This window comes from Methylobacterium sp. Leaf361 (genome assembly GCF_001424445.1).
GTDB lineage: Bacteria > Pseudomonadota > Alphaproteobacteria > Rhizobiales > Beijerinckiaceae > Methylobacterium.
On record NZ_LMPY01000010.1, the window covers coordinates 1 to 23,848 of the forward strand.

A 23,848-nucleotide genomic window follows, 5' to 3' on the forward strand; every position below is an offset into this window, starting at 1 on the left:
CCGTCGCCCGGGGCGATGGCGGCTGAGAGCCACCGACGCGGGCGCCGCCCCGTCCCCGGACCCGCACGGTCAGCCACCGGGCGGGCCCCCGAAGGACGCCCCGGGATCGCTCCCGGGCCGCCGCGGACAGGTGCGGTCAGGAAGCACAAAATAGGAACATTGTCAAGGTAATTCGAGCCGCGCGCCGCTGTCGACGCGCACCTCTCCGTCATCGCGAGCGCAGCGAAGCGACCCAGGGCGGCGCAACATCGGCAAGGTCGCGCTGCTGGATTGCTTCGCTCCGCTCGCAAGGACGTCGGTGCCGAAGACTCATCGGCCGCGGGCACTGTCACGTGGGCCGAGCCCTGCCGGCGTTCCGTCGCGCCGCCGGATCGGTGCACCACGCACGGCCGCCCTCGACGTCACATCGGCCCGGAATGCCGAGCGCCAGCGGACGCAGATCCGCTCGCTAAGTCATTCTCGGAGCTCGAGGGACGCAGGAGCGTGACATATGAGCGATTCGAATCGGTATTGCCGGGTCTTTGTCGACGAAATGTCTATAGAGATCGGACTTATGGCCGTACACGGTTCGATATATTGCTAGTTATCGGAAAAGTAAGTCGATTATTGCTGAATTGGTCGACCAAATATGGTGGAGATGTGATCTATCCGTCGTCGATGACTTGTCTTCAGGTCACGCTCCGGGGCATCCGGCTCCGCGCAACGGACGGGTCCTCCGGAGGCCGCGCGCCGGCGCCTCTCCGAGCGGCCTGATGCGCCGGGTCTTCTCGACGGCCGGGACACATCCCCGGACGCGCTTCAAGCTCTGGCAGGAGGTCGTCGCCGAACGGATCGGGCCGATCGAGCAGCGCCGGCGCGCCGACGGGCCGTTCGCGGGCGAGATCGAGATCGGCGCCGTCGGCCCGCTGACCTTCAGCCGGATCACACAGAGCGCCCTCACGACCACGATCACCGCCGATACGGTCCGGCGCCGGCCTGACGGGCTGATCCGCGTGAACTTCCGTCTCGCCGGCGCGTCCACCGTCCAGCAGCACGGCCGCGAGGCGGTGCAGGGGACGGGAGACCTCACCGTCATCGACCATCACCCGGGCGTGCTGGACGCGCGCACGGATGGCCAGACCCTGGTCATGGCCCTGCCGCGGGAGCGCCTCGAGAGCCTGCTCGGACCGGCCCGGCTGTTCGCGGCCCTGACGATGCCCGCCGGATCGGCCACGACCCGCCTGGTGACGACCTTCTTCGGGGATCTGCTCCGGGTGAACCGGCAGCTCTCCCCCGAGGCGGCGGAGCGCATGGCGACCATCGGCGTGGATCTGATCGTGGCCGCGCTCGCGGATCGGATGGCCCGGGAGGTGCCGCATTCCCTGCACGGCAGCGTCGTGGTCCAGCGCGCCAAGGCCCATGTCGAGGCGAATCTCGGCGACCAGACCCTCGATCCGCCCCGGCTCGCCGCCGCGATGGGCGTGTCCCTGCGCCGGCTCCAGGAACTGTTCCACGAGCGCGGCCAGCACATCTCCGACTGGATCTGGGCGCGCCGCCTCGCGGCGGCGGCCAGGCGCCTCTCCGATCCGGTCAGCCTGCACCGCCCGATCGGCGTCGTGGCCTACGAGTGCGGCTTCGCGAGCCAGGCCCATTTCGCCCGGCGCTTCAAGGACCGCCACGGCCTGTCGCCCCGCGCCTACAGGAAAGCCGCGATCCTGCGCCTGTCCGGCAGCCGGCCGGATCCGTGAGACGCCGCGACTCCGGTGCCGGTCGCGGGCGGCCGGGACGCGGCGCCGGGACGAGGGGCGGTGCCGTGCCCCGGGGCACGGCTCCGACGTCGCGGCCCCCGCTGCCCTCACCCGGCGCAAGCCGCCTCCGGCCGCACCGCTTCCCCGGCCGCGCGCCCCGCCGCGTCGAAGAGCGCGCGGCAATACGCGATCAGGCGGTCGGTCCGGTCCGCGCCGCTCCGGAAGGCGATGTGCCCGTCCGGGCGCACCAGCACGAGCGCCGGCCGGCCCTCCAGCCCGTAGGCGCCGTGTGCCCGGCCGTCCAGATCCGACAGGACGGGCACCTCCGCCGCCGCGATCAGGGGGCCGGCGAGGACGAGCCGCGGACGCAGCCAGGGCCAGGGCGCCACGGCCCGGACCGCCTCCAGAAGGGCGGGCGCCGCCTCCGGCGACCGTCCGTCGAAGCACAGGAGCGCCCAGCCCGTCGTCCATCCGTCCGGGTTGTAGAGGAACGGGAACAGGCGCGTGCGCACCCCGTCCCGCGTCACCGGCGCGTCCGGCGCGCGCTGGCCCGGCTTCGGCCCCGGCCGCAGCAGGTGCGTCAGGTTCGCGAGGCCCGACAGGTGATCCGCGTTCAGGAGGCTGCCGGGATAGGCGACGCCCATCTGCTGCATGTCGTCCGTCCCCTGCAGCAGGGAGCCCAGGTTCGGCAGCGCCTTCGCGGCCAGCCCCAGCACCGTGTCGGTGACGGGGCTGCGATAGACGGTCCACCGGAATCCGCGCACCTGCTGGGCGCTCAGCCGGGCGTGCTCGCCGCCGCGCTCGCCGTCGTAGGAGTCGAGGATGGCGGGCGCCGCCTCGCCCCGCAGGGTCATGGCCAGCCGCCACGCGATCTCGACCGCGTCGTGGAGGCCGGCATTCATCCCCTGGCCGCCGATCGGCAGGGACAGGTGCCCGGCATCGCCCGCCAGGAACACGCGGCCCCGCGCGTAGCCGGGGGAGACCCCGTAGGCGAAGCGGCTGTGCGTCAGCCATTGCGGGTCGCTCAGGGTGAGGGTCTCGTCGCCGGTGACCTCCCGGGCGAGGGCCTGGATCTCCGCGAGCGTCGGGTCGCGGTCCGGCACGCCGGCGTCGTCGGCCAGGAAGAACAGCCGGTGGTAGCCGCCCCAGACCGGCATGATGCCGGCGAAGCCGCGCGGGTAGTAGAAGAACCAGAGCTGGTCCGGCTCGGACCCGCGGCGCCAGGACAGCCGGGCGTCGACCTGCCGGTTCATGCAGCCCGCGAGCCGCTCGGGCTCGAAATCCAGGCCGAGCCGGGCGCGGACCGTGCTCCGGGCCCCGTCGGCGGCCACGCAGTAGCGGGCGCGCAGCCGCGTCTCCGGCCCGTCCGCGCCCCGCCGGAGGGTCACGGTGACGCCCGCCGCGTCCTGGTCGATGCCGGTCACCGTGCAGCCCCGGTCCAGCCGGCCGCCGCGGGCCTCGAACGCGTCGGTCAGGGTCCGCTCGATCACGTCCTGCCCGCTGTAGAGGACGTCGGGATAGGGGCTGGCGACGTCGGCGATGGGGATCGGCGTCGTCGGCGCGCCGTCGACGAAGAAGTTGATGGTGCGGACCGCGTAGGCGTTCTCCGCCAGGGCGTCGCGCAGGCCGATGCCGGCGAGCAGCTCCTGCGGGCGGGCCCAGAGATTGTTGGCCCGCGAGTACGCCCTGACCTCCGCGCGCTGCTCCAGGATCAGGCACGACACGCCGTGATGGCGCAGGGCGCAGCCCGCGGTCAGGCCGACGGGGCCCGCGCCGACGACGATCACGTCGGCGTCGTAGCCCGGGGCGGCGTGGGCGTCGGTCATCGGTCGGTCTCCTGTCGGGTTTCCTGTCGGGTCTCGTGCGGCGTCTCCTGCCGGGCCTCCGCGGCGATGGACGCGATGGCGGCGTGGGAGGCGCCGATCCGCCGCTGCAGGCCCTGCAGCAGCGCGGCGGCGGCCTCGACGCTCTCGGGCGCGAGGCCCTCGGTGAGCCCGTCCGACCAGAGGGCGTTGCGCGCCATCGCCTGCCGATAGGCCTCCGCGCCCCGCGGGGTCATGGCGACGAGGGGCGCGCGGCGGTGGTGGGGGTTGGGCGCGAGCCGGATCAGCCCGTCGGCCCGCATCTCGCCGACGAGGCGCTGCACCGACTGGCGGGCGAGGCCCATGTTGCGAGCGATGTGGGCGACGGGCAGCGGCGCCGGCGCGAGGGCGATGGCCCCCAGCACCTGCCAGCGGGCGCTGGTGAGCCCGAGATCCTGCACCAGCGTGTCGCCGGCCGCGAGCAGGTCGCCGTTGAGGCGGAACACCGCGACCACGAGGTCCGACAGGGCGTGCCGGGTCCGGTCGCGGTCGCGGGCTGTCCGAGGCGGGTCGGGCTCCATGGGGCACGTCCTGGCGGCAGGATGTTGTCAGAATGACAGTATGCTGTCATCGCGCGGACAACGGCGCCTGGGCCGGGCAGTTCCACGCCGGCGGCGGGCCGGATCCGGATGTCGGATACGGGCGACGGGGACGGGGACGGGTGCCCGCCGGGCCCTAAGCCACCGCCGCGAGATCCCCGAACAGCGACAGCACGACCGGGCGCCGGTCGAGGTTGTAGATCGCCGCCTCGCGGGCGGCGCGGCCGAACCGGTCGGCGACCTCCACCAGGGCCGCGAGGCGGGCGGGGGGCTCATCCCGGCGCCGGTCGACCTCGGCCGAGACGAAGCGCAGCACCGCGTCCTGGGCGGCCTCGAACCGCGCCTCGGCGTCGCGGCCCGCCAGGGTCTCGGCGAGCTTGAGCACCCGGCCCCAGTCGGGCGTGCGCGCCCGCGCCAGCAGGGTCTCGATCTCGGCTACGAGGCCGGCGGTGACCGGATCGAGCATCGCGAGCGCGCGGGCGACCGAGCCCTCGCACTGGGCCAGCGCCCGGGCCAGGGCGGTCTCGTCGGGCTGCGCGAAGGGCTCGGGCAGGCCGCGCACCACCCGGGCGACGTCCTCGGCCGGGAGGGGGCGCAGCATCAGCGCCCGGCAGCGGGAGCGGATGGTCGGCAGCAGCCGGCCGGGCTGGTGGGACAGGATCAGGAACAGCGCGCGGGGCGGCGGCTCCTCCAGCACCTTGAGCAGGGCGTTGGCGGCGTTGGCGTTCAGGTCCTCGGCGCTGTCGAGGATGCAGACGCGCCAGCCCGAATCCGCGGCCGTCGAGGCGAACAGGTCGAGGGCGCGGCGCACGGCGTCGACCGAGATCTTGGTCGGCAGCGTCTTGGCGCCGGCGCTCCGGTGGCGGCGCAGGACCACGAGGTTCGGGTGCGACAGGCCCGCCACCTTGCCGAGGACGGCGTCGCCCGCCGGCACGGCGAGGCCCGCCGGGCCCCCGCCCCCCGGGTAGGCGAGCAGGCGCCGGGCGACCCGGTAGGCCAGGGTCGCCTTGCCGATGCCGGGGGCGCCGCCGATCAGCCACGCGTGGTGCAGGCGCCCCGCCGCGATGGCGGCCGCGAAGGCGTCGGCCGCGGCCGCGTGGCCGACGAGCCCGAGGGTCTCGCGCGGGCGCGGGATCCCGGCGAGGTCCCCGGGCTCGACGTCGTCGGCGGCGCGGTCGGTGGGCTTCACGGGGCGGGTCTCACGGGGCGGGCTTCACGGGCGGGCTTCATGGAGTGGGTCTCACGGCGCGGGCCGGCGGGCTCCGATCTGGGCGGCGCGCCCGCGCGACTGCTTACACGGCCGCCGGCCAGGATGGGACCGGTCGGGCCGGGACCGGCCACGCCCGTACGGCCGCTCACGCGGCGTCGCCGCTCCGGCCCGCCCCCGCCGGCCGGTCGGGCAGGAGCGCCGGCAGCCGGGACGCGACGGCGGCGCGGATCGCCGCCTCGACCGTGTCGGGATCGCGGGACGCGTCGATCACCGCGCAGCGCCCCGGTTCCGCCCGGGCGATCGCCAGGAAGGCCTCCCGCAGCCGGACGTGGAAGTCGAGGGCCTCGGCCTCGAACCGGTCGGCCCCCTGCCCCGTCCGGGCGCCGCGCCCGGCCGCGCGGGCGAGGCCGGACTCGGGGGCGAGGTCGAGGATCAGGGTGAGATCGGGCCGGGTCGGGCCGACGACGACCCGCTCCAGGGCGTCCACGAGCCCGGGATCGAGCCCCCCGGCGGCGCCCTGGTAGGCCCGGGTCGAGTCGATGAACCGGTCGCACAGCACGGTCTCGCCCCGGCGGAGCGCCGGGCGGATCAGCCGGTCGAGATGGTCGATCCGGGCGGCGCTGAACAGCAGGGCCTCCGCGAAGGGGCCGTAGGGCTTGGCGACGCCGTCGAGCAGCGCCGTGCGGATCTCCTCCGCCCGCGGCGAGCCGCCGGGCTCGCGCGTCACGCAGACGGGCCGCCCCGAGCGCGCGCGCAGGGTCGCGGCGAGGCGGGCGATCTGGGTCGACTTGCCGGCCCCCTCCCCGCCCTCGACGGTGATGAAGGTGCCGCCCGCCCCGGCGGGATCCCCGGACAGCGGCCCGGTCACGCGCGCGCCGTCACGACGGGTTGGCCGCCCCGGCAGCACCCTTGTCGGTTCCCTTGCCGGCCCGGTCGAAGGCCTTGCGGACGAGGCCGGTGCCGAATTCCAGCGCCGCGTCCATCGCCCGCTGCGACAGGGTGCCGGGCTCCACCGCGGCGCCGGCGAAGAGCGGCTGGTCGAGGGCGACGGTGTCGCCGCGCTGGACGCGCAGGATCCCGACCCGCTGGCCCTCCTCCACCGGGGCGATGAGCGGCCCGGTATAGATCGCCCTGGCGCTGACCCGGTCGCTGGAGCCCCGCGGCAGCAGCACCCGCACGGGCTTCTTCGCCACCAGCGGCACCGAGCCCGACTGGCCGCCGAACACCGAGGCCTCGGCCACGGTCTCGCCCGGCGCGAAGACCTGCCGGGGCTCGAAGGCGCGGAACCCCCACTCCATCAGCTTGCGCGACTCGGAGGCGCGGTCCCGGGCGGTCTTGAGCCCCGAGACCACCAGCACGAGCCGCTGGCCGTTCTGCACCGCCGAGCCGGTGAGCGCGTAGCCGGATTCCTCCAGGTAGCCGGTCTTGAGCCCGTCCGCGCCGATGTCGAGGGCGAGCAGCGGGTTGCGGTTCTGCTGGCGGATCTTGTTCCAGGTGAACTCCTTCTCGGCGAAGATCTTGTAGTAGTCCGGGTAGGTGTCGATGATGTGCAGCGCGAGCTTCGCCATGTCCCGGGCCGTGACCTTCTGGTCGGGCGCCGAGTAGCCGGTGGCGTTGCGGAAGGTCGAGTTCGTCAGCCCGATCTCCTTGGCGCGCTGGTTCATCAGCCCGGCGAAGGCCTCCTCGGAGCCGGCCATGTTCTCCGCGATGGTGATGGCCGCGTCGTTGCCCGACTGCACGATCAGGCCGCGCAGCAGGTCCGCCATCTTGATGCGGCTGTTCACCTGCGCGAACATCGACGAGCCGCCGCCCCCGGCCCCGCCGCGCTTCCACGCGTCCTCGGTGACGGTGAACTCCGTGTCCATCGACAGGCGGCCGGATTTCAGCGCCTCGAACACGATGTCGGTGGTCATGAGCTTGGCCATGCTGGCCGGCGAGAACCGCTCGTCGGCGGCCTTCTCGAACAGGACCGAGCCGGAATCGGCGTCGATCAGGATCGCGTGCGGGGCCGCGGTCTGGAAAGTCTGCGCGGCGGCGGCGGCGAGGCCGGCGCCCAGCGCGCAGGCGGCCGCGAGAAGGGTGAGAAGGGGTCTGCGCATCACCGTTCCGTCCCGCGCCTGCCGTCGGGCCGGAAGCGTCCCGCCCGTATCCCAATAACAAGCGTGACCATATTACGGTTTCGGCGCCGGATCGAATGCGAAATGCCGCATCGGCCGCCACATCGGCCGCCGGACCCGTCGGGCGGCCGCGGGTCGGCCCGGGCGCCGCCGTCAGTAGATCCCGGCGAGGCGGGCGTGTCCCGCCTTGCCGGCGGTCTTGGTGGCCGGCCCCTTGGCGGCGGGGGCCTTGGGGGCCGTCTTGCCGGAGGCGGTCCCGGCCGGCGCGCCGCCCTTGGGGGCCGCCTTGCCGGGCGCCGCGGCGAGGCGGGCCATGGCGAGCTTGGCCGCGGCCGGCATCGCGGCCGGCGTCGAGGCCGGGGACGCGGCGTGCGGGGGATGGGCCGGGCCGGACGACGCCTTGGCGAGCCTCACGGGCGCCGGGGCCGCCCGGCCCTGGGCCTCAGCGAGCGCCGGGCCGGCCTTCGGGCCGGCCTTCCCGGCGGCATGACCGTGCGCCGGCGGCGCGGCCGGGGCGAGGCCGGGGGTGTGGGCCGGGTTGAGGCCCGCGACCTTCAGGGTCCCGGCCCCGAGGCCGCCCCTGGCGGCGACGGCCGGCACCGGGGCGGGCCGGAACTCGCGCACCCGCGGGGCGGTGGGCTGCACGGCCGCCGGGACCGTCACGGCGGCCGAGGCCAGCACGATCGGCGCGCGCACCGGCGCCGTCCGCTCGGGCCGGGCGGCCGGGGCCTCGGCGGGCGCCTTCCCGGCCGCCGTCCCGGCCTCCTCCGCCTCCTGGGCGGGCCTGAAGGCCAGAGCCGGGGCTGAGCGCGTGTAGCGCTCGGTGTCCTCCGTCGGGCCGAGATCGGCCATCATCACGGTCGAGCGGCCGGCCGGCCGCCCGTCGGTGCGCAGGCTCGCGAGGAGCTTGCGGTCGTCGCTGCCGGCCACCGAGGCCTTGCCGACATACTCGACGCGCACCCGCGCGGTGCCCCTGCGGTGGAAGCCCAGCGCTTCGGCCGCATCCTCCGACACGTCCATGACCCGGCCGGCATGGTAGGGGCCGCGGTCGTTGACGCGCACCAGCATCGAGTAGCCGTTCTCGAGGTTCGTCACCCGGGCGTAGCTCGGCAGCGGCAGGGTCGGGTGGGCGGCGGCGATCGAGTGGCGGTCGAAGACCTCGCCGTTGGCGGTCATGCGGCCGTGGAAGGCCGAGCCGTACCAGGAGGCGAGCCCCTCGCGGACGTAGCCGCTCGGATTCTCCTTCGGCACGTAGGTCTGCCCGGCCACCACGTAGGGCTTGCCGGTGTAGCGGCGCCCGCCGCCCTTCGGGATCACGTCGCCCTCGTTGTAGAGGCGCGGGCTCGCCTTGACCCCGTATTTCGGGTCGATCCCGTTCCCGGCGGCGAGCTTCTGCTGGGGCGAGGTCGCGCAGTTGGCCGTGGCCAGGGCCACGCCCGAGACGGCGATGAGCCGCAGGGCGAGGCGCGCCGGCCGGGGAAGCGTCGTGCGCACCATCGTGGACTTCACCAAACTCTACGCGTGAGCGGGGCCCGACCGGACCGGAGCCGGCCGCGTGCACGGGGCCGCGATCGGTCCACCCAGATTTGTAGCGGTCGCGTAAAGGAAGCCTGAACGATGGGCTGCGGCCGGGTTCAGGAAGCGGGCCGCGCGGCCGGTCGGTTCTCGAGCATTGCGCGCGGATCGACGGGCAACATCTTGTTCGGGAACGGATTTTTCAAATTCTTACTGGCGCGCCCGTCCGACCGCCCCCGGGCGCGGCGCTCCACTTTTCCGTGTGGGAGCGGGGCCAGGATCGCGATGGCTCGGGACCGAGCCGGTGCGGAGGCCGCGGGCCGCTTGATCCGCGCCGGCCCTCCGCGGCGCCGCGGTCCCGGAGGGCCGGAAGGCGCCGCGCGCAGCAGCAGCACGCTCCGGAGCGGCCGCGCCGCCCCGGGTTCGAGCCCGGTCCGCCCTCAGCGGGACTGCGTGTCGGTGAGCTGCCCGATCGACTGGGCGCCGCGCTGCTTGAACAGCAGGTCGAGGCCTTCCAGCATCAGCGCGTGCATCTTGGTCCGCTCGGCGTAGGCGAGGTCGCGCAGCTGGTCGTAGACCGGCGGCTCCAGGTAGACCGACATCTGGCGGGCGCGCTGCTTGAGCGTGGCCGCCTGCTTCGGCGCCGGGGGCGCGAGGGTGAGCGACACGATCTCGGCGCCCTGCGGCCGGGCCGCCTGGGGCCGGGCCGGCGGGCTCGCCGAGGCCACGATCGCCGCGAGGCTGAGCTTAGGCGGCTTGGACATGCTGGCCCGTCCTCAGGGACTGCGTGCGGCGCTCGATCCACGACCAGAGGCGGCGGACCTCGCCGGCGGCCTGGCCCTTGGGGTTGAACTCGGTGACGCCCTGGCCGAGGCCGATCGCGTCCTGGTGGTCGGTGCGGGCGACGATGTTCACGTCGGGCAGGATGCCGAGCACCGCGAGCCCGTCCGCGGCGTCGCGGACCCGGTAGGAGCGCGGCGGGGTCTGGTTCAGCACGAAGGCGAACTTCTTCTCCAGCCGGTAGACGGCGGCCAGGGTCGGCTTGAACGCCCGCAGGTCCGCGGGGGTCGGCCGGCACGGGATGATGCAGAGATCCGCGGCGCGGATCGCCGAGAGGGTGCCGGTGGAATCGACGCCGGGCGTGTCGATGAACACGTAGTCGTAGGCGGAGTCGCGCAGGCGCTCCATCACGGCGTCGATCTGGGTGGCGTCGATCTGCGCCACCTCGGGACCGTCGGCCGTGCGGTGGTCCAGCCAGTCGGAGATCGTGGCCTGCCGGTCCATCTCCAGGATGCAGACCGTGTGGCCCGCCTCCCGGGCGGCCACCGCCAGGGAGATGCACAGCGTGCTCTTGCCGCTGCCGCCCTTCTGCGTGACGAAGGTGATCGCTTTCATCCCGGGCGTCCTCCAGAAGGCCCCATGCATCCGTCCGGGCGCCCGCAACTGCCGGTCGCCGCGCCGTCTGTGCCAACCTCAGGTATGGGATTCGCGGCGTGCCGCGATCCTGTGACCCAAGGATGTCGGGGCACAGGTTGGGGCCGACATGGTTAACGAGCCGTTAAGACAACGGTCCCTCCCGGATATCCCCGCCCAGTGCGGCAGCAGGACAGCAGTCTAAACTTCAAGTTAAGATTCTTGGCATATAGAGGGTTAACAGCCTTTCCAGCGACGCCCGGATACCGTAGCGTGAGCGCGGGTGAGACGAGGAGCTTGGTGGGGGTGAAAACCTCAAGTTTAAAGACAAGGATCGCCCTATCGAGGAATGGCATGTCCGAAGCCCCGATCCCGCAATCCATTCTGGAGGCCTCCGGCGTCGTGGGCACCTGGGCCCACGATTACTGGGCGGGGCAGCTGGCGCTCTCGGCCCCGCTCGCGGATCTGCTCGGCCTGGACCCCGAGGCGGCCGCCGCCGGCGTGTCCCTGGAGGCCTTCCTCGACCGCACCCATCCCGAGGACCGCGTCCGGATCGAGAGCTATCTCCACGCGGTGGCCGAGACCGGCGGTCCCGTCGAGGCGGAGTTCCGCACGAAGGACACCCGCACCGGGATCCGCACGCTGCTGATGCGCGGCCGGATCGAGCGCGACCCCGCCGGCGGGGCGACCCGCGGGCGCGGCATCGCCATCGACCGCACCGAGGAGCAGGCCGCGAACCTCGTGCAGAGCGAGCGGGTGGTGAACCGGATGGCCGAGCACGTCATCGCCCTGCGCGACCTCGCCCGCGCCCTGCACCGGCCGTCGCTGACCGACCGGATCGAGCACCTGATGATCGAGATCGGCTTCGAGCTCGCCCGCTTCCTGCCCGAACCCGAGGACGAGCCGCGCCACTGAGCGCGCCATTGAGAGCGCGACGGGACGCGGAAGCCCCGCCGGACCGATTGATCGCGCCCGTTCCGGCAAGCTACTGTCCCGGCAACACTTTGCCGGGAGGACGGGGATGGCCCGCGACACGATCTACGACCGCGACCTCGACCGCGTCCCGGCCAACCACCAGCCGCTGACGCCCCTGCTCTACCTGGACCGGGCCGCGCGGGTGTTTCCCGACCACGTCGCGGTGGTCCACGGCCCCCTGCGGCGGCCCTACCGGGAGGTCTACGCCCGGGCCCGCCGCCTCGCCTCGGCGCTGGCGGCGCGCGGGATCGGCCGCGGCGACACCGTGGCGGCGCTGCTCGCCAACACCCCCGAGATGATCGAGTGCCACTACGGCGTGCCGATGACCGGGGCGGTGCTCAACACCCTCAACACCCGCCTCGACGCCGACGCGATCCGCTTCTGCCTGCAGCACGGCGAGGCCAAGGTGCTGATCACCGACCGCGAGTTTTCCCGGACGGCCGCCGGGGCCCTGGAGGGGCTGGAGCCCAAGCCCTTCGTGATCGACGTCGACGATCCCGAGTACGACGGCCCGGGCGCCCGCCTGGGCGCGACCGACTACGAGGCCTTCCTGGCCGGCGGCGACCCGGAGCACGACTGGCGGCTGCCGGACGACGAGTGGGACGCGATCACCCTGAACTACACGTCGGGCACCACCGGCGACCCGAAGGGCGTGGTCTACCACCATCGCGGGGCGGCGCTGCTGGCCCTCGGCAACGTCATCACGGGCGGGCTCGGCCAGCACCCGGTCTATCTCTGGACCCTGCCGATGTTCCACTGCAACGGCTGGTGCTTCCCCTGGACCCTGTCGATCGTGGCCGGGACCCATGTCTGCCTGCGGCAGGTGCGGGCCGAGACGATGTACCGGCTGATGGCCGAGCACGGGGTCACGCATCTCTGCGGCGCGCCGATCGTCATGCAGATGCTGATCAACGCCCCCGATGCCGAGCGCCGCGACCTGCCCCGGCGCGTCGCCTTCTTCACCGCCGCGGCCCCGCCGCCGGAGGCGGTGCTGGCCGGCATGTCGGAGGCCGGGTTCGACGTGACCCACCTGTACGGCCTGACCGAGAGCTACGGCCCGGCGGTGGTCAACGCCTGGCACGCCGACTGGGACGCGCTGGCGGCCGACCAGCGGGCAGCCCGGAAGGCCCGCCAGGGCGTGCGCTACCCGGTGCTCGAGGCCCTCGACGTGCGCGACCCGGAGACGCTGGAGCCGGTGCCCGCCGACGGGGCAACGATCGGCGAGGTGATGATGCGCGGCAACGTGGTGATGCGCGGCTACCTCAAGAACCCGGCGGCCACGCAGGCCGCCTTCAAGGGCGGCTGGTTCCGCACCGGCGACCTCGGGGTGAAGCACCCGGACGGCTACGTGCAGCTCAAGGACCGCTCGAAGGACATCATCATCTCGGGCGGCGAGAACATCTCGTCGATCGAGGTCGAGGACGCCCTGTTCAAGCACCCGGCAGTGGCCGCGGCCGCGGTGGTGGCCAAGCCCGACGCGAAGTGGGGCGAGACGCCCTGCGCCTTCGTCGAGCTCAAGGCCGGCGCGACCCCCACGGCCGACGAGCTGATCCAGTGGTGCCGGGGGCGGCTGGCCTCCTACAAGCTCCCCCGCCACGTGGTCTTCGGCGAGTTGCCGAAGACCTCCACCGGCAAGGTGCAGAAGTTCATCCTGCGCGAGCGGGCCCGGCAGGACGGGGCCTGATCCGCGCCCGGCCCGGCACCCGTCGATCGGAGCGGCGGGCCGGTCAGGCCTGCGGCGGATCCCGGCGGTCGACGCGCACCGGCACCGGCACGGGCTTCGGGGCGGACCCGGCGTCGCGCAGGTCGGCCAGGATCTGGGCGACGAACGCCTGGAGCGACACAAGGCTGAACAGGGTGATCGACGCGACCAGGGCGGCGGAGACCAGGGTCTTGGCGGTTTCGGGATCCACGGCGGGAGTCCTTGGCTTCGCCCCGCCGCGGGCGATCCGGGCGGGGGGCGCCGCTGTGGCGCCGGTGCCTCCCCAAAGTGGGCGCGCCGCCCGCGCCGCGCCAGCGCCGCCGCGGTCGCGCCTGGCATGCGCGGAGGGCCGGGCTCGGCCGCGATCCCGGTCGCCGCGACGCTTCGTCCGGCCGGGGATGATCGCGCGGGACCGTGCAGCTTTCCTGGCTGGTGGAACGTTGCGTTTCCCGCAATAAGCGCCGGCGCGGAGCGGCGCGCATCCGGGAGAGACGGCATGGCCGGCAGCGGCATCGCGGGCGGCATCGCGAACGGCATCGCGAACGGCACCGCGAACGGCACCCGCCCGGCGCTGCGCGCCGCTCAGGGGCTGATCCTGGCCGCCGGACTGGGAACTGTGCTGGGAGCCGGGCCTGTCGCGGGCCCCGCCCGGGCGCAGGGGCCGGTCCCGGCCCAGCCCGCGCCCCTGCCCGCTCCCCAGCCCGCGACGCCTCCGAACGCCCCGCCCCGGAGCGCGGCGCCCGCCCCCGCCGCGCCGGGAGCGCCGGCGGCGACGGCGGAGCCGGGCCCGGCCGAGCCGGTGACCCGCGCCGGCTACTTCTACATCGGCGGCCGCTACCAGAAGCTCGGCGACAAGACCGTGATGGTCGGCCAGATGTTCGTGCAGTCGCGCACCCCGGCCCGGGTCACGCAGCCCTACCCGGTGGTGATGGTCCACGGCCTCGCCCAGACCGGCGTGAACTACCTCGCCACCGCGGACGGCCGCCCGGGCTGGGTGCAGCGCTTCGTCGAGAAGGGCTACCAGGTCTACGTGGTCGATCAGGTCGGGCGCGGGCGCTCGGGCACCAACCCGGAGGTCTACGGCCCCTACGACCGGCTCGGCACCCGCAGCCTGGAGCGCACCCACACGGCCCCCGAGGTCTACGACCTCTACCCGCAGGCCAAGCTCCACACCCGCTGGCCGGGCGGGGCCGGCGTGCAGGGCAACGCCGCCTTCGACCAGTTCTTCGCCAGCCAGGTCCCGTTCCTCGCCAACAGCCAGCAGACCGAGGAATGGGTCGACCCGGCCCTGGTGGCGCTGCTGGACAGGATCGGGCCGGCGATCCTGCTCACCCACGGTCAGGCGGCCCTGTTCGGCTGGGCGGCCTCGGACGCGCGGCCGGACCTCGTGAAGGCGCATGTCGCCGTCGAGCCGAACGGCCCGCCCTTCTTCGACGTGCAGTTCCGCGGCGGCAAGGAGTTCTGGGAGAAGACCGGCGACGGGCGCGCCCGCGCCTACGGGCTGACCCGCATGCCGCTGACCTTCGACCCGCCGGTCCGGGCGCCCGAGGACCTGACGGTGGCGCAGGCGGCCAAGGGGTCCGAATCCAAGTCCGACAGGGCCGCGGACGGGCGGATCCGCTGCTGGCTGCAGGGCGAGCCCGTCCGGTCCCTGCCGAACCTCGCCAAGGTGCCGGCCGTGGTGGTGACCGCGGAGGCCTCCTTCCACGCGACCTACGACGACTGCACCGTCGCGTTCCTGACCCAGGCCGGCGCCAGGCCGGACGTGGTCCGGCTGGCCGACCGCGGCCTCCACGGCAACGGCCACATGATGATGCTGGAGACGAACAGCGACGCCGTCGCGGACGTCCTGGCCGGCTGGCTCGCGGACCGGGTGAAGTAGCCGCACGGGACCGCCCCCCGCCCCACCACCGATACGTGTCGCTACGGCAACAGGCGTCGCCTTCCGCGTGAAGGCCGCTTGCGGCCGCGTCCGGCTGCCCGTAGTCCGGATGGAGAAAGATCAAGTTTTACAGTACTTTATCACAATTCTAAACAGCGCGGCCGAGACGCCGGGGTGGGTCCCGGCGCGCGCGGTCGGCTGCCCGCAGCGTCGCATCCGGCAAGAGACCATGAGAGCCGTCCACCCCCTCCCCGGCATCACCCTGCGCGCCCTGCTCGCCGGGGCCTCGCTCGCCGTGCTGGCGCAGGCCGCGCCGAGCCTCGCCCAGGACGCGCCGCGCCGCGGCGGCGCCGGCCCGACCGCCGGCGGCAGCGTGCAGCTCGAGGAGCTGAGCGTCACCGGCCAGGGCGGCGGCCCGGCCTCCGGGGGCCCCGCTGGCGCGCCCGTGCGCGGCGCGGAGAGCCCGACCGGCCCGATCGACGGCTACGTGGCCCGGCGCTCGGCGACCGCGACCAAGACCAACACCCCGCTGATCGAGACGCCGCAATCGATCAGCGTCGTGGGCCGCAAGCAGCTCGACACCCAGAACGCCCAGACCCTCACCCAGGCGACCCAGTACGTCGCCGGCACCTACGCGGGCACCTTCGGCGCCGACACGCGCCTCGACTTCTTCCAGCTCCGCGGCTTCGTGGTCAGCGATTACGGCCTCTACCTCAACGGCCTGCAGCTCCTGAACTACGGCTTCGCCTACAGCCGCGTGAACACGTTCGGGCTGGAGCGCATCGAGGTGCTGCGCGGCCCCTCCGCGGTGCTGTTCGGCGCCGGCAATCCCGGCGGCCTGATCAACCAGATCAGCAAGCGCCCGACCGAGACCCCGTTCGGGCTCGTCGAGGTCGGCGGCGGCTCCTTCGACCAGCGCTACGCCGCCTTCGACGTCGGCGGCCCGGCCGACGCCGAGGGCCACTGGTTCGGCCGCCTGACCGGCTACGCCCGCAACGGCGGCACGCAGGTCCAGGGCGCGCCGGACGACAGCTACTACATCGCCCCGGCCTTCACCTATAAGCCGGACGGGTCGACCAAGTTCACGATCCTGTCGAGCTTCCAGCACGACAACACGGCCGTGACGGCGAACTTCCTGCCCTATTACGGCACGGCCCGGCCGACCGTGCTCGGCCTGCGCATCCCGCGCTCGCTCAACGTGGGCGATGCCGGCTTCAACACCTTCCGGCGCGACCAGGCCTTCATCGGCTACGAGTTCGAGCACGTCTTCGACGACACCTGGGCGGTGCGCCAGAACGCCCGCTACGGCTACACGCAGAGCTTCCAGAACTCCTATATCGGCCAGCTCGGCTACACCGACCCGCTCCAGACCCAGCTCGGCCGCTACCTGTTCCGGGATTCCGCCAAGATCGCGCAGCTCGACGTCGACACGCAGGCCGAGGCCAAGTTCTTCGACGGCTTCTTCCGCCACGACTTCCTGATGGGCGTGGAGTACCGGAACTTCCAGATCCACGACAACCAGGCCTCGGGCTTCCCCGGCCCCGACCTCAACATCCTCGCGCCCTCTTACGGCCCGCAGGCGGTCTCGGCCTCGCCCTACCTGATCAACGCCAACTCGTTCCAGCAGGTCGGCCTCTACTTCCAGGACCAGATCAAGCTCACGCCGGAGCTGACCCTGATCCTCGGCGGCCGCCAGGACTTCGTCCAGAACACCGTCTACGACCGCCTGACGCCCGCCAACACCAACGGCCGCAACGACAGCGCCTTCACCTACCGGGCGGCGGCGATCTACAACTTCGACTTCGGCCTCGCGCCCTACATCATGTACGCGACCTCGTTCCAGCCCCAGATCGGCGTGGACATCAACAACCGCACCTTCAGGCCCGATACCGGCGATCAGGTCGAGGGCGGCGTCAAGTTCGAGCCGCCCGGCCAGGGCTACTTCCTGACGCTGGCGGGCTTCGACATCCACCGCAGCAACGTGCTCACCCCCAACCCGGTGAACACGATCTTCCAGACGCAGGTCGGCGCGGTGCGCTCCACCGGCTTCGAGGCGCAGCTCGTCGCCAACGTCGCCGACGGCCTCAACCTCGTGGCGTCCTTCACCAAGTTCGACTTCACCACCGAGCGGGATGCCGATCCGGTGCGGGTGGGCAAGACGCCGGTCAACATCCCCCAGACCCTGGCCTCGCTGTTCGCCGACTACACCATCCCGCTCGGGCCGTGGCGCGGCTTCGGCTTCGGCGGCGGCGTGCGCTACGTCGGCAGCTCCTTCGCGGACGTGGCCAACACCCTGCGGGTGCCCGACTACGTGCTGTTCGACGCGCAGGTGCACTACGATTACGAGAACTGGCGCTTCCAGGTGAACGCCTCGAACCTCGCCGACCGGCGCTACGTCGCCTCCTGCCAGTCGAACGTGTCCTGCTTCTACGGCGACGCCCGGCGGGTGCTGGCGAAGGTCAGCTACAAGTGGTGAGGTGGCCCGGGCGGTTCTTGTTTGCGGCCGCCCGCAGCATGGTGACCAGCCCCCCGTCATCGCGAGCGCAGCGAGGCGATCCAGGGCAGCGCGACATCGGCGGGCGTGGCGCTGCTGGATTGCTTCGCTCCGCTCGCAACGACGGCGGCGCTCCGATCAGCCGTCCGCAGCCTCCGCCCCGGTGATCGGCTGCGGCCCGGAGAGCCGGGTCGGCAGGGTGTCGATCCGCAGGGACCGGCGGAGCGCCCGCGAGAACGCGTCGACCGCCATCGTCACCAGCGCGGTGGCGGCGATCAGCACCAGGGTCACGTCGAGGCGCAATTCCGAGATCGCGGCGTCGACATAGAAGCCCAAGGTCGTGACCCCCAGGATGCCGAAGATCGCGCTCTCCCGCAGGATCAGCTCCCAGCGGTAGAGCAGGTAGGCCAGGAACTGCCCGTAGAGCCGCGGCACGGTCTCGTAGGCGTAGAGGTCGAGGCCCCGGGGGGCGTCCGCCCGGTAGGGGATCGCGTCGGCGTGCCGGCCCATCAGGTAGGCGACGATGCCGGCATTGTGCAGGGCGAGCGCCAGGATCGCCGGCAGCATCGAGGGGCCGAGCAGCTGCAGGGCGACGTAGGCCAGCATGTATTCCGGCGTGGAGCGCACCACCACGAGGAGCGCCCGCCCCAGCGGCCGCCCGATCGGCCCGGCGAAGCGCCGCGCGGTCAGCGGGAACAGGACGAGGGCCCCGAGGGCGGTGGCGGCCAGGGCGATCTGCGCCAGGATCAGGGTCTGGGCGGTCCCGGGCAGGACCTGCTCGGTCAGGATCGGGCGCAGCCACGACCAGAGCCGCGCCCAGGTCTCGGGCTCGGCGAGCGGCGCGCCCCGGAGCGGGGCCGGCACGACGTCGTGGCCGAGGAAGCGGGCGAGGCTCGGGCCGATCGCCGCGCTGCCGACGGTCGGCGGCAGCGCCAGCACGGCGCCGACGAGGAGGAACGGCAGGGTCCGGGCGCGCACCCAGAGCCGGCGCGTGCCGATCAGCGCGTAGAAGATCAGGAGCAGCGCCCCGGCCTCGGCGTAGCGGCCCTGGCGGAAGGCGGATTCGAAGGCGAAGCCCATGGTCGGCAGGCCGATGAAGCCCAGCACGAGGCTGGAGCGCAGGCCGCATTCGAGGCGATAGAGGGTGTAGTCGCGCATCCGTCCGGCCACTTCGGGCAGGCGCGCGTACAGGAAGGCCGAGACCGCGCCGGTGCCCGCGGGCAGGACGCGGAGCGCCGCGAGGTCGGCCTCCTCGATCAACTCGGCGTAGACCTTGGCGCAGATGCCCGCGTAGGGCAGCGCGATGGCGAGGACGCCGGTGGTCGCCGACAGGCCGAAGACCTGCATCAGCAGCAGCGCCCAGAACAGCTCGTGGACGGCGCGCAGGCCCGCGCAGGCGAGCCGGACGGCGCGCGAGCGGGCGAAGGGGACGGCGAGCAGCAGCCCCGTCCCGGCCCCGAGCCCGACGCCGAGCATCGCGAAGGCCACGGTGTAGAGGACGCTCCAGCCCTCGACGGCGGGGAAATCGGGCCGGATCAGGCCGCCCAGCAGCCGGGCGAGGTCGGCGAAGGGGTGGAGGGTCGTGACCTGCAGGTCGGCGACCAGCAGGCCGGCGAGCGCCGCCGCCAGGAACCAGCGGCTCACCGCCGCGTAGCCCGGCCGCGGCAGGAACGCGGCCTTGCCGGCGAGAGCGCCCATCAGGCGGCCTCGTAGAACGGGCTGAGCCGCGCCGGGTCGAGGCCGGCCGAGGGCGCGTCGAGGACGATCCGGCCGGCCTCCAGCACCACGACCCGGTCGGTGTGGGCGAGGGCCAGGGCCACGTCGTGGAGCGCCAGGATCAGGGTCTCGTGCCCGCGGGCCAGCTCGACGAGGATCCGGCCGCCCTGCTGGCGGTCCAGCGCCGAGACCGGCTCGTCCGCCACCAGGATCGGCCGTCCGTTGTAGAGGGCGCGGGCCACCGAGACGCGCTGCTGCTGGCCGCCGGAGAGTTCCCCGGCCCGGTCCCAGAGCCGGTCCGCGAGCCCGACCCGGTCGAGGACCGCCTCCACGGCGGCGACGTCGGCCCGCGCCGGCCGGACCAGGGTGCGCAGGTTGTGCAGGGTCGAGCGCCGGTCGAGGCGGCCCATGTAGACGTTGTGGAACACCGAGAGCGGCCGCACCAGGGCGGCCGCCTGAGGCACCAGGGCCACCCGCCCGGGGGCCTGCCCGTGGATCAGGCCGATCAGGGTCGACTTGCCGGCCCCCGAGCGCCCCATGAGCGCGACCCGCTCGCCCGCCCGCACGGTCAGGTCGAGGCCCGACAGAACCGGGCGCCCGTCATAGGCCGCGGAGGCGTTCGCCAGGACGATGGCCGCGCCGGACCCCGCGCCCGACTCCTCGCCGGCTGCCGTGCCGGCTGCCGCGCCGCGCGACACGCGCGTCAGTCCAGGAGGCCGGTGGAGCGTCCGACCTCGACGAGGGGCTCGTAGGCCGCGTTGGTCACGGGGATGAACTTCGAGCGCCCGAACGGCTCCAGGATCGCCGGGTCGGCGATGCCGGTCAGCGCGGCCCGCAGCCTGTCGGTGAAGCCGGCGCCGTAGGTCTGCTCCACGTCGCCCCGCACGGTCCACTGGTAATCGGGGAAGGTCGGGCTCTCCCAGATCACCGAGACGGCCTTCGGGTCGACCTTGCCGGCCTTCGAGTCGAGGTCCCAGACCGAGTAGTCGACGGCGCCGACCGCGAAGGCGCCGGACTGGACCAGCTGGATCGTCCGGGTGTGGTCGCCCGAGAAGCCGACCCGGGCGAAGACCTGCTCCGGGGTCTTCCCCGGGAAGGCCTGCCGGACGAAGTACTCGGGCATCAGCCGCCCGGAGGTCGAGGCGCGGGCGCCGAACGTGAAGGTCCTGCCCGCGACGGCCTTCGGGAAATCCTTCGCCGGCTTCAGCCCGGTGGCGGCGTTGGCGATGACGTAGGTCTTGAACGCCGCGTCCTCGGCGCCCTGCGCGATCGCCTGGGAGCCCGGCACGGCCTTGCGCGCCTGGACGCCGGTGAAGCCGCCGAACCACGCGAGCTGCACCTGCCCGTTGGTGAAGGCGGTGACCGCCGCCGGGTAGCTCTTCACCGGGATGTAGCGCACCGGCACGCCGAGCTCGGCCTCCAGATAGGCGGCGACCTTGCCGAAGCGCTCGACCAGCCGGCTCTCGTCCTGGTCGGGGATGCCGGTGAAGACGAGGGGCGGGAGCGCCTTCGCGGCCGGCTTCTCCTGCGCCCGCGCCGGCCCGGCGGCGGCCAGGGCCGCCAGGACGCCCAGGGCGAGCCGCCCCAGCCAGCCCGGTCCTCGCCTCGAGCTCAGCGTCGATCCCGACTTCGAGCCCGCCTTCGATCCCAGCGTCGATCCCTGCATCGCGTCCTCGTGGCACCACGCCCACGCACGGTGGGCCCGCAAGACGGCGGGCGTAGCAGAAGACGCCGTGCGTGCCAGCCTCGATCCTCGCGATCCGGGCGCCCTGGGGCCGCCGGGAGACCGCCGTGAAGCCGCCTCAGGCGCCGGGCGCCACCGCGATCGCCGACAGGGTGAGGTGCTCCGGCAGGGCGGCGTCCGGCACCGGCACGGCCCGGATCCCGGCCGGGAGCACGCCGCCGAGCAGGTCCAGGAAGTCTCCCGACGCGGCGATCTCGATCTCGGCCGCCTTGGCCTGGGTCTCGATCCGCGCCAGGGCGTTCATCGCCGGACCCAGCACCGTGTACTCGGCCCGCACGCCGTCGTCGAAGACCCCGACCAGCAGGTCGCCCGCGTGCAGGGCGACCACGACCCGCAGGGGGAACAGATTCTCCCGGGCGCGGGCCGCGTTGAGCGCGGCGATCCGGTCGCGGATCGACAGGGCGCAGGCGAGCGCCGCGCGCGCCTGGACGTCGGGATGGCCGACGACGAACTGCACCAGCACCGCGTCGCCGATATACTTGTCGACGAGGCCGCCCTGCTCCGCCACTGCCGCCTGGGCCGCCGCCCGGACCCCCAGCAGGGCCGTCACCATGGCCTCGGGCGGGTGCTCGCGGGAGAGCCGCGAGAAGCCGCGGATGTCGAGGATCATCAGGCAGGCGTGGCGCCGGTGGATGCCGAGGCCGGAATCGCCGTCGTCGGCGGCGAGGTCGAGGGCGACCGTGTCGGGCACGAAGCGGGCGAGCTGGGTCCGCTCGTGCTCCATGCGCAGGGCCCGGACCACCGCGGCGCGCAGGCGGACCATGCCGTCGACCACCAGGAGGCCCGCCGCCATGAAGGTGGCGAGCCCGGTGAGCTGCGCGGTCGGGAAGGTGTCGGCGTTCGGGAACAGGTCCGGATGGATCAGGCCGACCAGGAAGGCCGCGCTCCAGCAGACGGTGACGAGCCCGCAGAACAGCAGGGTCTGCGCCACCCGCATGCTCAGGCCGGTCTGGAGCAGGAGCAGGAAGGCGGGCAGGCGGCTCACCGCGTCGGCGCCGAGCCCCGCCCCGCCCCCGGCCAGCATGTGCTCGATGATCACGTAGACGGCGAGCCCGGCATTGAGGCCGGTGCCGGCCCAGCTGTAGACGGTGGCCGCGGGGCCGCCGCCCCGCTCCCGCAGCCCGAACCAGATCGTGCCGAGGCCGTACAGGCCGAGGATGAACCAGTGGCTCAGGGCGTGCAGCGAGCCGTCATAGGCCTGGGCCGCCATCAGCAGCACCAGCACGATCACCACCCGCAGGCCGAGCAGGCGCAGGCCGCCGCCGGCCTGCATGGTCCGCAGCACCGCCTCGTCGTCCGATCCGGGATCCGCCCGGCCCTCGGCAGGAGCCCGCGCGGGCCGCAGCGCGGAGAGCGTCGGGTTGCCGGCGCTGCCCGAGGCCATCAACCGCCCCGGCCGAGGCGCCGGGCCGCCGCGAAGCGGTTGAGGAAGCGCGGCTCCTTCTCGGGGGCGATCCGGATCGCGAGGTGCAGGGTGCCGTCGGCCTCCGACCGGCGGTCGAGGATCTCGGCGTTCTCGTAGAGCCAGTTCAGCGCCGCCCCGTCCTCCGGCGGCAGCGCCACCGCGAAGCTCGCGCGGTTGCGCCCGATCCGCGCCTCGATCCGGGCCGACAGCGCGGCGAGCCCCTCCCCGGTCACCGCCGAGACCAGGACCGGCGCGGCGCTGTCGCGGTCGTTGCGGGCCCTGGCCTGGCCGCTGAGGTTCAGGAGCCGCGCGCGCTCGTCGTCGTCGAGCAGGTCGGCCTTGTTCCAGACCTCGATGATCCGGTCGGTGCTGGTCTCGATGCCGAGCTCGCGCAGGACCTCGCCGACATCCTCGGCCTGGGCCTCGGAATCGACATGGGCGACGTCGCGCACGTGGAGCAGCACGTCGGCCTCGATGGCGTCCTCGAGCGTCGCCCGGAAGGCCGCGATCAGGGGCGTCGGCAGGTCGGAGATGAAGCCCACCGTGTCCGACAGGATCACGGTCTCGCCGTGGGGCAGCTTGGTCGCCCGCGCGGTGGGGTCGAGGGTCGCGAACAGCATGTCCTTGGCGGTGACCTCGGCCCGGGTCAGGGCGTTGAACAGGCTCGACTTCCCGGCGTTCGTGTAGCCGACGAGCGCGACGATCGGGTACGGCACACGGGCCCGGCTCTGCCGGTGCAGGCCGCGGGTGCGCACCACCGCGTCGAGGTCGCGCTCGATCCGGGTCATGCGCTCCTGGATCATGCGCCGGTCGGCCTCGATCTGGGTCTCGCCGGGGCCGCCCAGGAAGCCGAAGCCGCCGCGCTGGCGCTCCAAGTGGGTCCAGGAGCGGACGAGGCGGGACTTCTGGTAGGCGAGGTGGGCGTGCTCGACCTGCAGCGTGCCCTCGCGCGTGGAGGCGCGGCGCCCGAAGATCTCCAGGATCAGGCCGGTGCGGTCGATGACCTTGGCGCCCCAGGCCTTCTCGAGGTTGCGCTGCTGCACCGGCGACAGGGCGCAGTCCATCACGACGAGGCCGATCTCGCGGGCGCGGATCAGGCCGGCGATCTCCTCGACCCGGCCCTTGCCGAGATAGGTGGAGGGCCGGATCCGCGGCAGGCTGACGGCGAGGCTCTCGACCACGTCGAGCTCGATCGCGGCGGCGAGCCCGGTCGCCTCGTCGAGGCGGGCCTCCACGGAGCGCGACGGCGCGGCCGGTCCGGGGCCGGCCCCCGCCGCGCCGCGGGCGAGGTAGGGGCCGATCACCAGGGTGTGGGTCGCCGCGGCGATCTCGCCCTCGGGGGCGGCCTGCGCCTGGAGGCGGGCTTCGCCGGACGTCAGCGTTTCGGTCATACGGCCTTCGGCGCCGCCGCCCCGGGCGACGGCTTCGTTGGAGAGGTCGGAGTGTCAGAATGGGGATGCGGGCGGGCCGGGCCAAGATGCCGGCCGCGAACGGGCACAGATATCCGTCGGCGGGCGGGGTCTCCGCCCTCCCCCCGCCGCGGCCGC

Annotated in this window: 19 protein-coding genes; 5 read left to right on the forward strand and 14 right to left on the reverse strand. The window is 73.6% G+C overall.

Annotated features, from left to right (window positions below; all coding sequences use genetic code 11):
* The first annotated feature begins 752 nt into the window (after positions 1 to 752).
* Positions 753 to 1,727 carry a helix-turn-helix domain-containing protein gene (locus ASG32_RS08585; RefSeq protein ID WP_056524597.1) on the forward strand — a complete coding sequence of 325 codons (975 nt, stop codon included), beginning with the start codon at positions 753 to 755 and terminating at the stop codon, positions 1,725 to 1,727.
* A gap of 107 nt (positions 1,728 to 1,834) precedes the next feature.
* Here ASG32_RS08585 and ASG32_RS08590 read toward each other — a convergent pair whose 3' ends face one another.
* The 8 genes from ASG32_RS08590 to ASG32_RS08625 form a co-directional block, all read right to left on the reverse strand.
* Entirely contained in the window at positions 1,835 to 3,553 is a 1,719-nt protein-coding gene (locus ASG32_RS08590) for an FAD-dependent monooxygenase (RefSeq protein WP_056524601.1), read from the reverse strand.
* Positions 3,550 to 4,110 (reverse strand): helix-turn-helix domain-containing protein, encoded by a 561-nt coding sequence (locus ASG32_RS08595; protein ID WP_056524604.1) that lies wholly within the window; start codon positions 4,108 to 4,110, stop codon positions 3,550 to 3,552. The genes ASG32_RS08590 and ASG32_RS08595 overlap by 4 nt, the downstream gene beginning before the upstream one ends.
* Before the next feature lie 154 nt (positions 4,111 to 4,264).
* Positions 4,265 to 5,317: a DNA polymerase III subunit delta' gene (locus tag ASG32_RS08600; protein WP_056524607.1), complete on the reverse strand. Its 1,053-nt coding sequence runs from the start codon at positions 5,315 to 5,317 to the stop codon at positions 4,265 to 4,267.
* A gap of 166 nt (positions 5,318 to 5,483) precedes the next feature.
* Positions 5,484 to 6,206, reverse strand: a complete 723-nt coding sequence (gene tmk / locus ASG32_RS08605; protein WP_091977642.1) for a dTMP kinase — start codon at positions 6,204 to 6,206, stop codon at positions 5,484 to 5,486.
* Between the two features lie 10 nt (positions 6,207 to 6,216).
* On the reverse strand, positions 6,217 to 7,437 hold the full coding sequence (locus ASG32_RS08610; protein ID WP_056524610.1) for a D-alanyl-D-alanine carboxypeptidase family protein: 1,221 nt from the start codon (positions 7,435 to 7,437) through the stop codon (positions 6,217 to 6,219).
* A 171-nt stretch (positions 7,438 to 7,608) separates the two neighbouring features.
* Positions 7,609 to 8,952 carry a septal ring lytic transglycosylase RlpA family protein gene (locus tag ASG32_RS08615; protein ID WP_056524613.1) on the reverse strand — a complete coding sequence of 448 codons (1,344 nt, stop codon included), beginning with the start codon at positions 8,950 to 8,952 and terminating at the stop codon, positions 7,609 to 7,611.
* Positions 8,953 to 9,410: 458 nt separating this feature from the next.
* Complete coding sequence (locus ASG32_RS08620; RefSeq protein ID WP_020095560.1) at positions 9,411 to 9,734, reverse strand: ribbon-helix-helix domain-containing protein; 324 nt, start codon at positions 9,732 to 9,734, stop codon at positions 9,411 to 9,413.
* Entirely contained in the window at positions 9,718 to 10,365 is a 648-nt protein-coding gene (locus tag ASG32_RS08625; RefSeq protein WP_012318487.1) for a ParA family protein, read from the reverse strand. Before ASG32_RS08625 ends, ASG32_RS08620 begins: the two co-directional genes overlap by 17 nt.
* A gap of 372 nt (positions 10,366 to 10,737) precedes the next feature.
* On the opposite strand from ASG32_RS08625, the gene ASG32_RS08630 reads away from it, so the two are divergent.
* A complete protein-coding gene (locus tag ASG32_RS08630) occupies positions 10,738 to 11,298 on the forward strand; it encodes a PAS domain-containing protein (protein WP_020095561.1) in 561 nt (186 codons plus the stop codon).
* A 106-nt stretch (positions 11,299 to 11,404) separates the two neighbouring features.
* Positions 11,405 to 13,042, forward strand: a complete 1,638-nt coding sequence (locus tag ASG32_RS08635; RefSeq protein WP_056524616.1) for an acyl-CoA synthetase — start codon at positions 11,405 to 11,407, stop codon at positions 13,040 to 13,042.
* 43 nt (positions 13,043 to 13,085) lie between these two features.
* Here ASG32_RS08635 and ASG32_RS08640 read toward each other — a convergent pair whose 3' ends face one another.
* A complete protein-coding gene (locus tag ASG32_RS08640) occupies positions 13,086 to 13,271 on the reverse strand; it encodes a hypothetical protein (RefSeq protein ID WP_056524620.1) in 186 nt (61 codons plus the stop codon).
* Between the two features lie 285 nt (positions 13,272 to 13,556).
* On the opposite strand from ASG32_RS08640, the gene ASG32_RS08645 reads away from it, so the two are divergent.
* Together ASG32_RS08645 and ASG32_RS08650 are read left to right on the forward strand one after the other, a co-directional pair.
* Positions 13,557 to 14,942: an alpha/beta hydrolase gene (locus ASG32_RS08645; RefSeq protein WP_056524622.1), complete on the forward strand. Its 1,386-nt coding sequence runs from the start codon at positions 13,557 to 13,559 to the stop codon at positions 14,940 to 14,942.
* A gap of 229 nt (positions 14,943 to 15,171) precedes the next feature.
* Positions 15,172 to 17,418 carry a TonB-dependent siderophore receptor gene (locus ASG32_RS08650; protein ID WP_056524625.1) on the forward strand — a complete coding sequence of 749 codons (2,247 nt, stop codon included), beginning with the start codon at positions 15,172 to 15,174 and terminating at the stop codon, positions 17,416 to 17,418.
* A gap of 156 nt (positions 17,419 to 17,574) precedes the next feature.
* On the opposite strand, the gene ASG32_RS08655 is transcribed toward ASG32_RS08650, so the two are convergent.
* The 5 genes from ASG32_RS08655 to hflX all read right to left on the reverse strand — a co-directional run bounded on the left by ASG32_RS08655 (position 17,575) and on the right by hflX (position 23,692).
* Positions 17,575 to 19,134, reverse strand: coding sequence for a hypothetical protein (locus tag ASG32_RS08655; RefSeq protein WP_056524629.1), 1,560 nt, complete (start codon positions 19,132 to 19,134; stop codon positions 17,575 to 17,577).
* The gene (locus ASG32_RS08660) at positions 19,134 to 19,850 is read right to left on the reverse strand and encodes an ATP-binding cassette domain-containing protein (RefSeq protein ID WP_056524633.1); all 717 of its coding nucleotides are present in this window, start codon (positions 19,848 to 19,850) and stop codon (positions 19,134 to 19,136) included. Before ASG32_RS08660 ends, ASG32_RS08655 begins: the two co-directional genes overlap by 1 nt.
* A gap of 5 nt (positions 19,851 to 19,855) precedes the next feature.
* Complete coding sequence (locus tag ASG32_RS08665) at positions 19,856 to 20,818, reverse strand: putative selenate ABC transporter substrate-binding protein (RefSeq protein WP_244491860.1); 963 nt, start codon at positions 20,816 to 20,818, stop codon at positions 19,856 to 19,858.
* Between the two features lie 136 nt (positions 20,819 to 20,954).
* Positions 20,955 to 22,280 (reverse strand): adenylate/guanylate cyclase domain-containing protein, encoded by a 1,326-nt coding sequence (locus ASG32_RS08670; RefSeq protein WP_020095569.1) that lies wholly within the window; start codon positions 22,278 to 22,280, stop codon positions 20,955 to 20,957.
* Positions 22,280 to 23,692 (reverse strand): GTPase HflX, encoded by a 1,413-nt coding sequence (gene hflX / locus ASG32_RS08675; RefSeq protein WP_020095570.1) that lies wholly within the window; start codon positions 23,690 to 23,692, stop codon positions 22,280 to 22,282. Before hflX ends, ASG32_RS08670 begins: the two co-directional genes overlap by 1 nt.
* Between the last annotated feature and the right edge of the window lie 156 nt (positions 23,693 to 23,848).

Coding starts and splice junctions, on each gene's coding strand:
- ASG32_RS08585 (WP_056524597.1), top strand. CDS start 753: ATGCGCCGGGTCTTCTCGACGGCCGGGACACATCCCCGGACGCGCTTC.
- ASG32_RS08590 (WP_056524601.1), bottom strand. CDS start 3,553: ATGACCGACGCCCACGCCGCCCCGGGCTACGACGCCGACGTGATCGTC.
- ASG32_RS08595 (WP_056524604.1), bottom strand. CDS start 4,110: ATGGAGCCCGACCCGCCTCGGACAGCCCGCGACCGCGACCGGACCCGG.
- ASG32_RS08610 (WP_056524610.1), bottom strand. CDS start 7,437: ATGCGCAGACCCCTTCTCACCCTTCTCGCGGCCGCCTGCGCGCTGGGC.
- ASG32_RS08615 (WP_056524613.1), bottom strand. CDS start 8,952: ATGGTGCGCACGACGCTTCCCCGGCCGGCGCGCCTCGCCCTGCGGCTC.
- ASG32_RS08620 (WP_020095560.1), bottom strand. CDS start 9,734: ATGTCCAAGCCGCCTAAGCTCAGCCTCGCGGCGATCGTGGCCTCGGCG.
- ASG32_RS08625 (WP_012318487.1), bottom strand. CDS start 10,365: ATGAAAGCGATCACCTTCGTCACGCAGAAGGGCGGCAGCGGCAAGAGC.
- ASG32_RS08630 (WP_020095561.1), top strand. CDS start 10,738: ATGTCCGAAGCCCCGATCCCGCAATCCATTCTGGAGGCCTCCGGCGTC.
- ASG32_RS08635 (WP_056524616.1), top strand. CDS start 11,405: ATGGCCCGCGACACGATCTACGACCGCGACCTCGACCGCGTCCCGGCC.
- ASG32_RS08645 (WP_056524622.1), top strand. CDS start 13,557: ATGGCCGGCAGCGGCATCGCGGGCGGCATCGCGAACGGCATCGCGAAC.
- ASG32_RS08650 (WP_056524625.1), top strand. CDS start 15,172: ATGAGAGCCGTCCACCCCCTCCCCGGCATCACCCTGCGCGCCCTGCTC.
- ASG32_RS08655 (WP_056524629.1), bottom strand. CDS start 19,134: ATGGGCGCTCTCGCCGGCAAGGCCGCGTTCCTGCCGCGGCCGGGCTAC.
- ASG32_RS08665 (WP_244491860.1), bottom strand. CDS start 20,818: ATGCAGGGATCGACGCTGGGATCGAAGGCGGGCTCGAAGTCGGGATCG.
- ASG32_RS08670 (WP_020095569.1), bottom strand. CDS start 22,280: ATGGCCTCGGGCAGCGCCGGCAACCCGACGCTCTCCGCGCTGCGGCCC.
- hflX (WP_020095570.1), bottom strand. CDS start 23,692: ATGACCGAAACGCTGACGTCCGGCGAAGCCCGCCTCCAGGCGCAGGCC.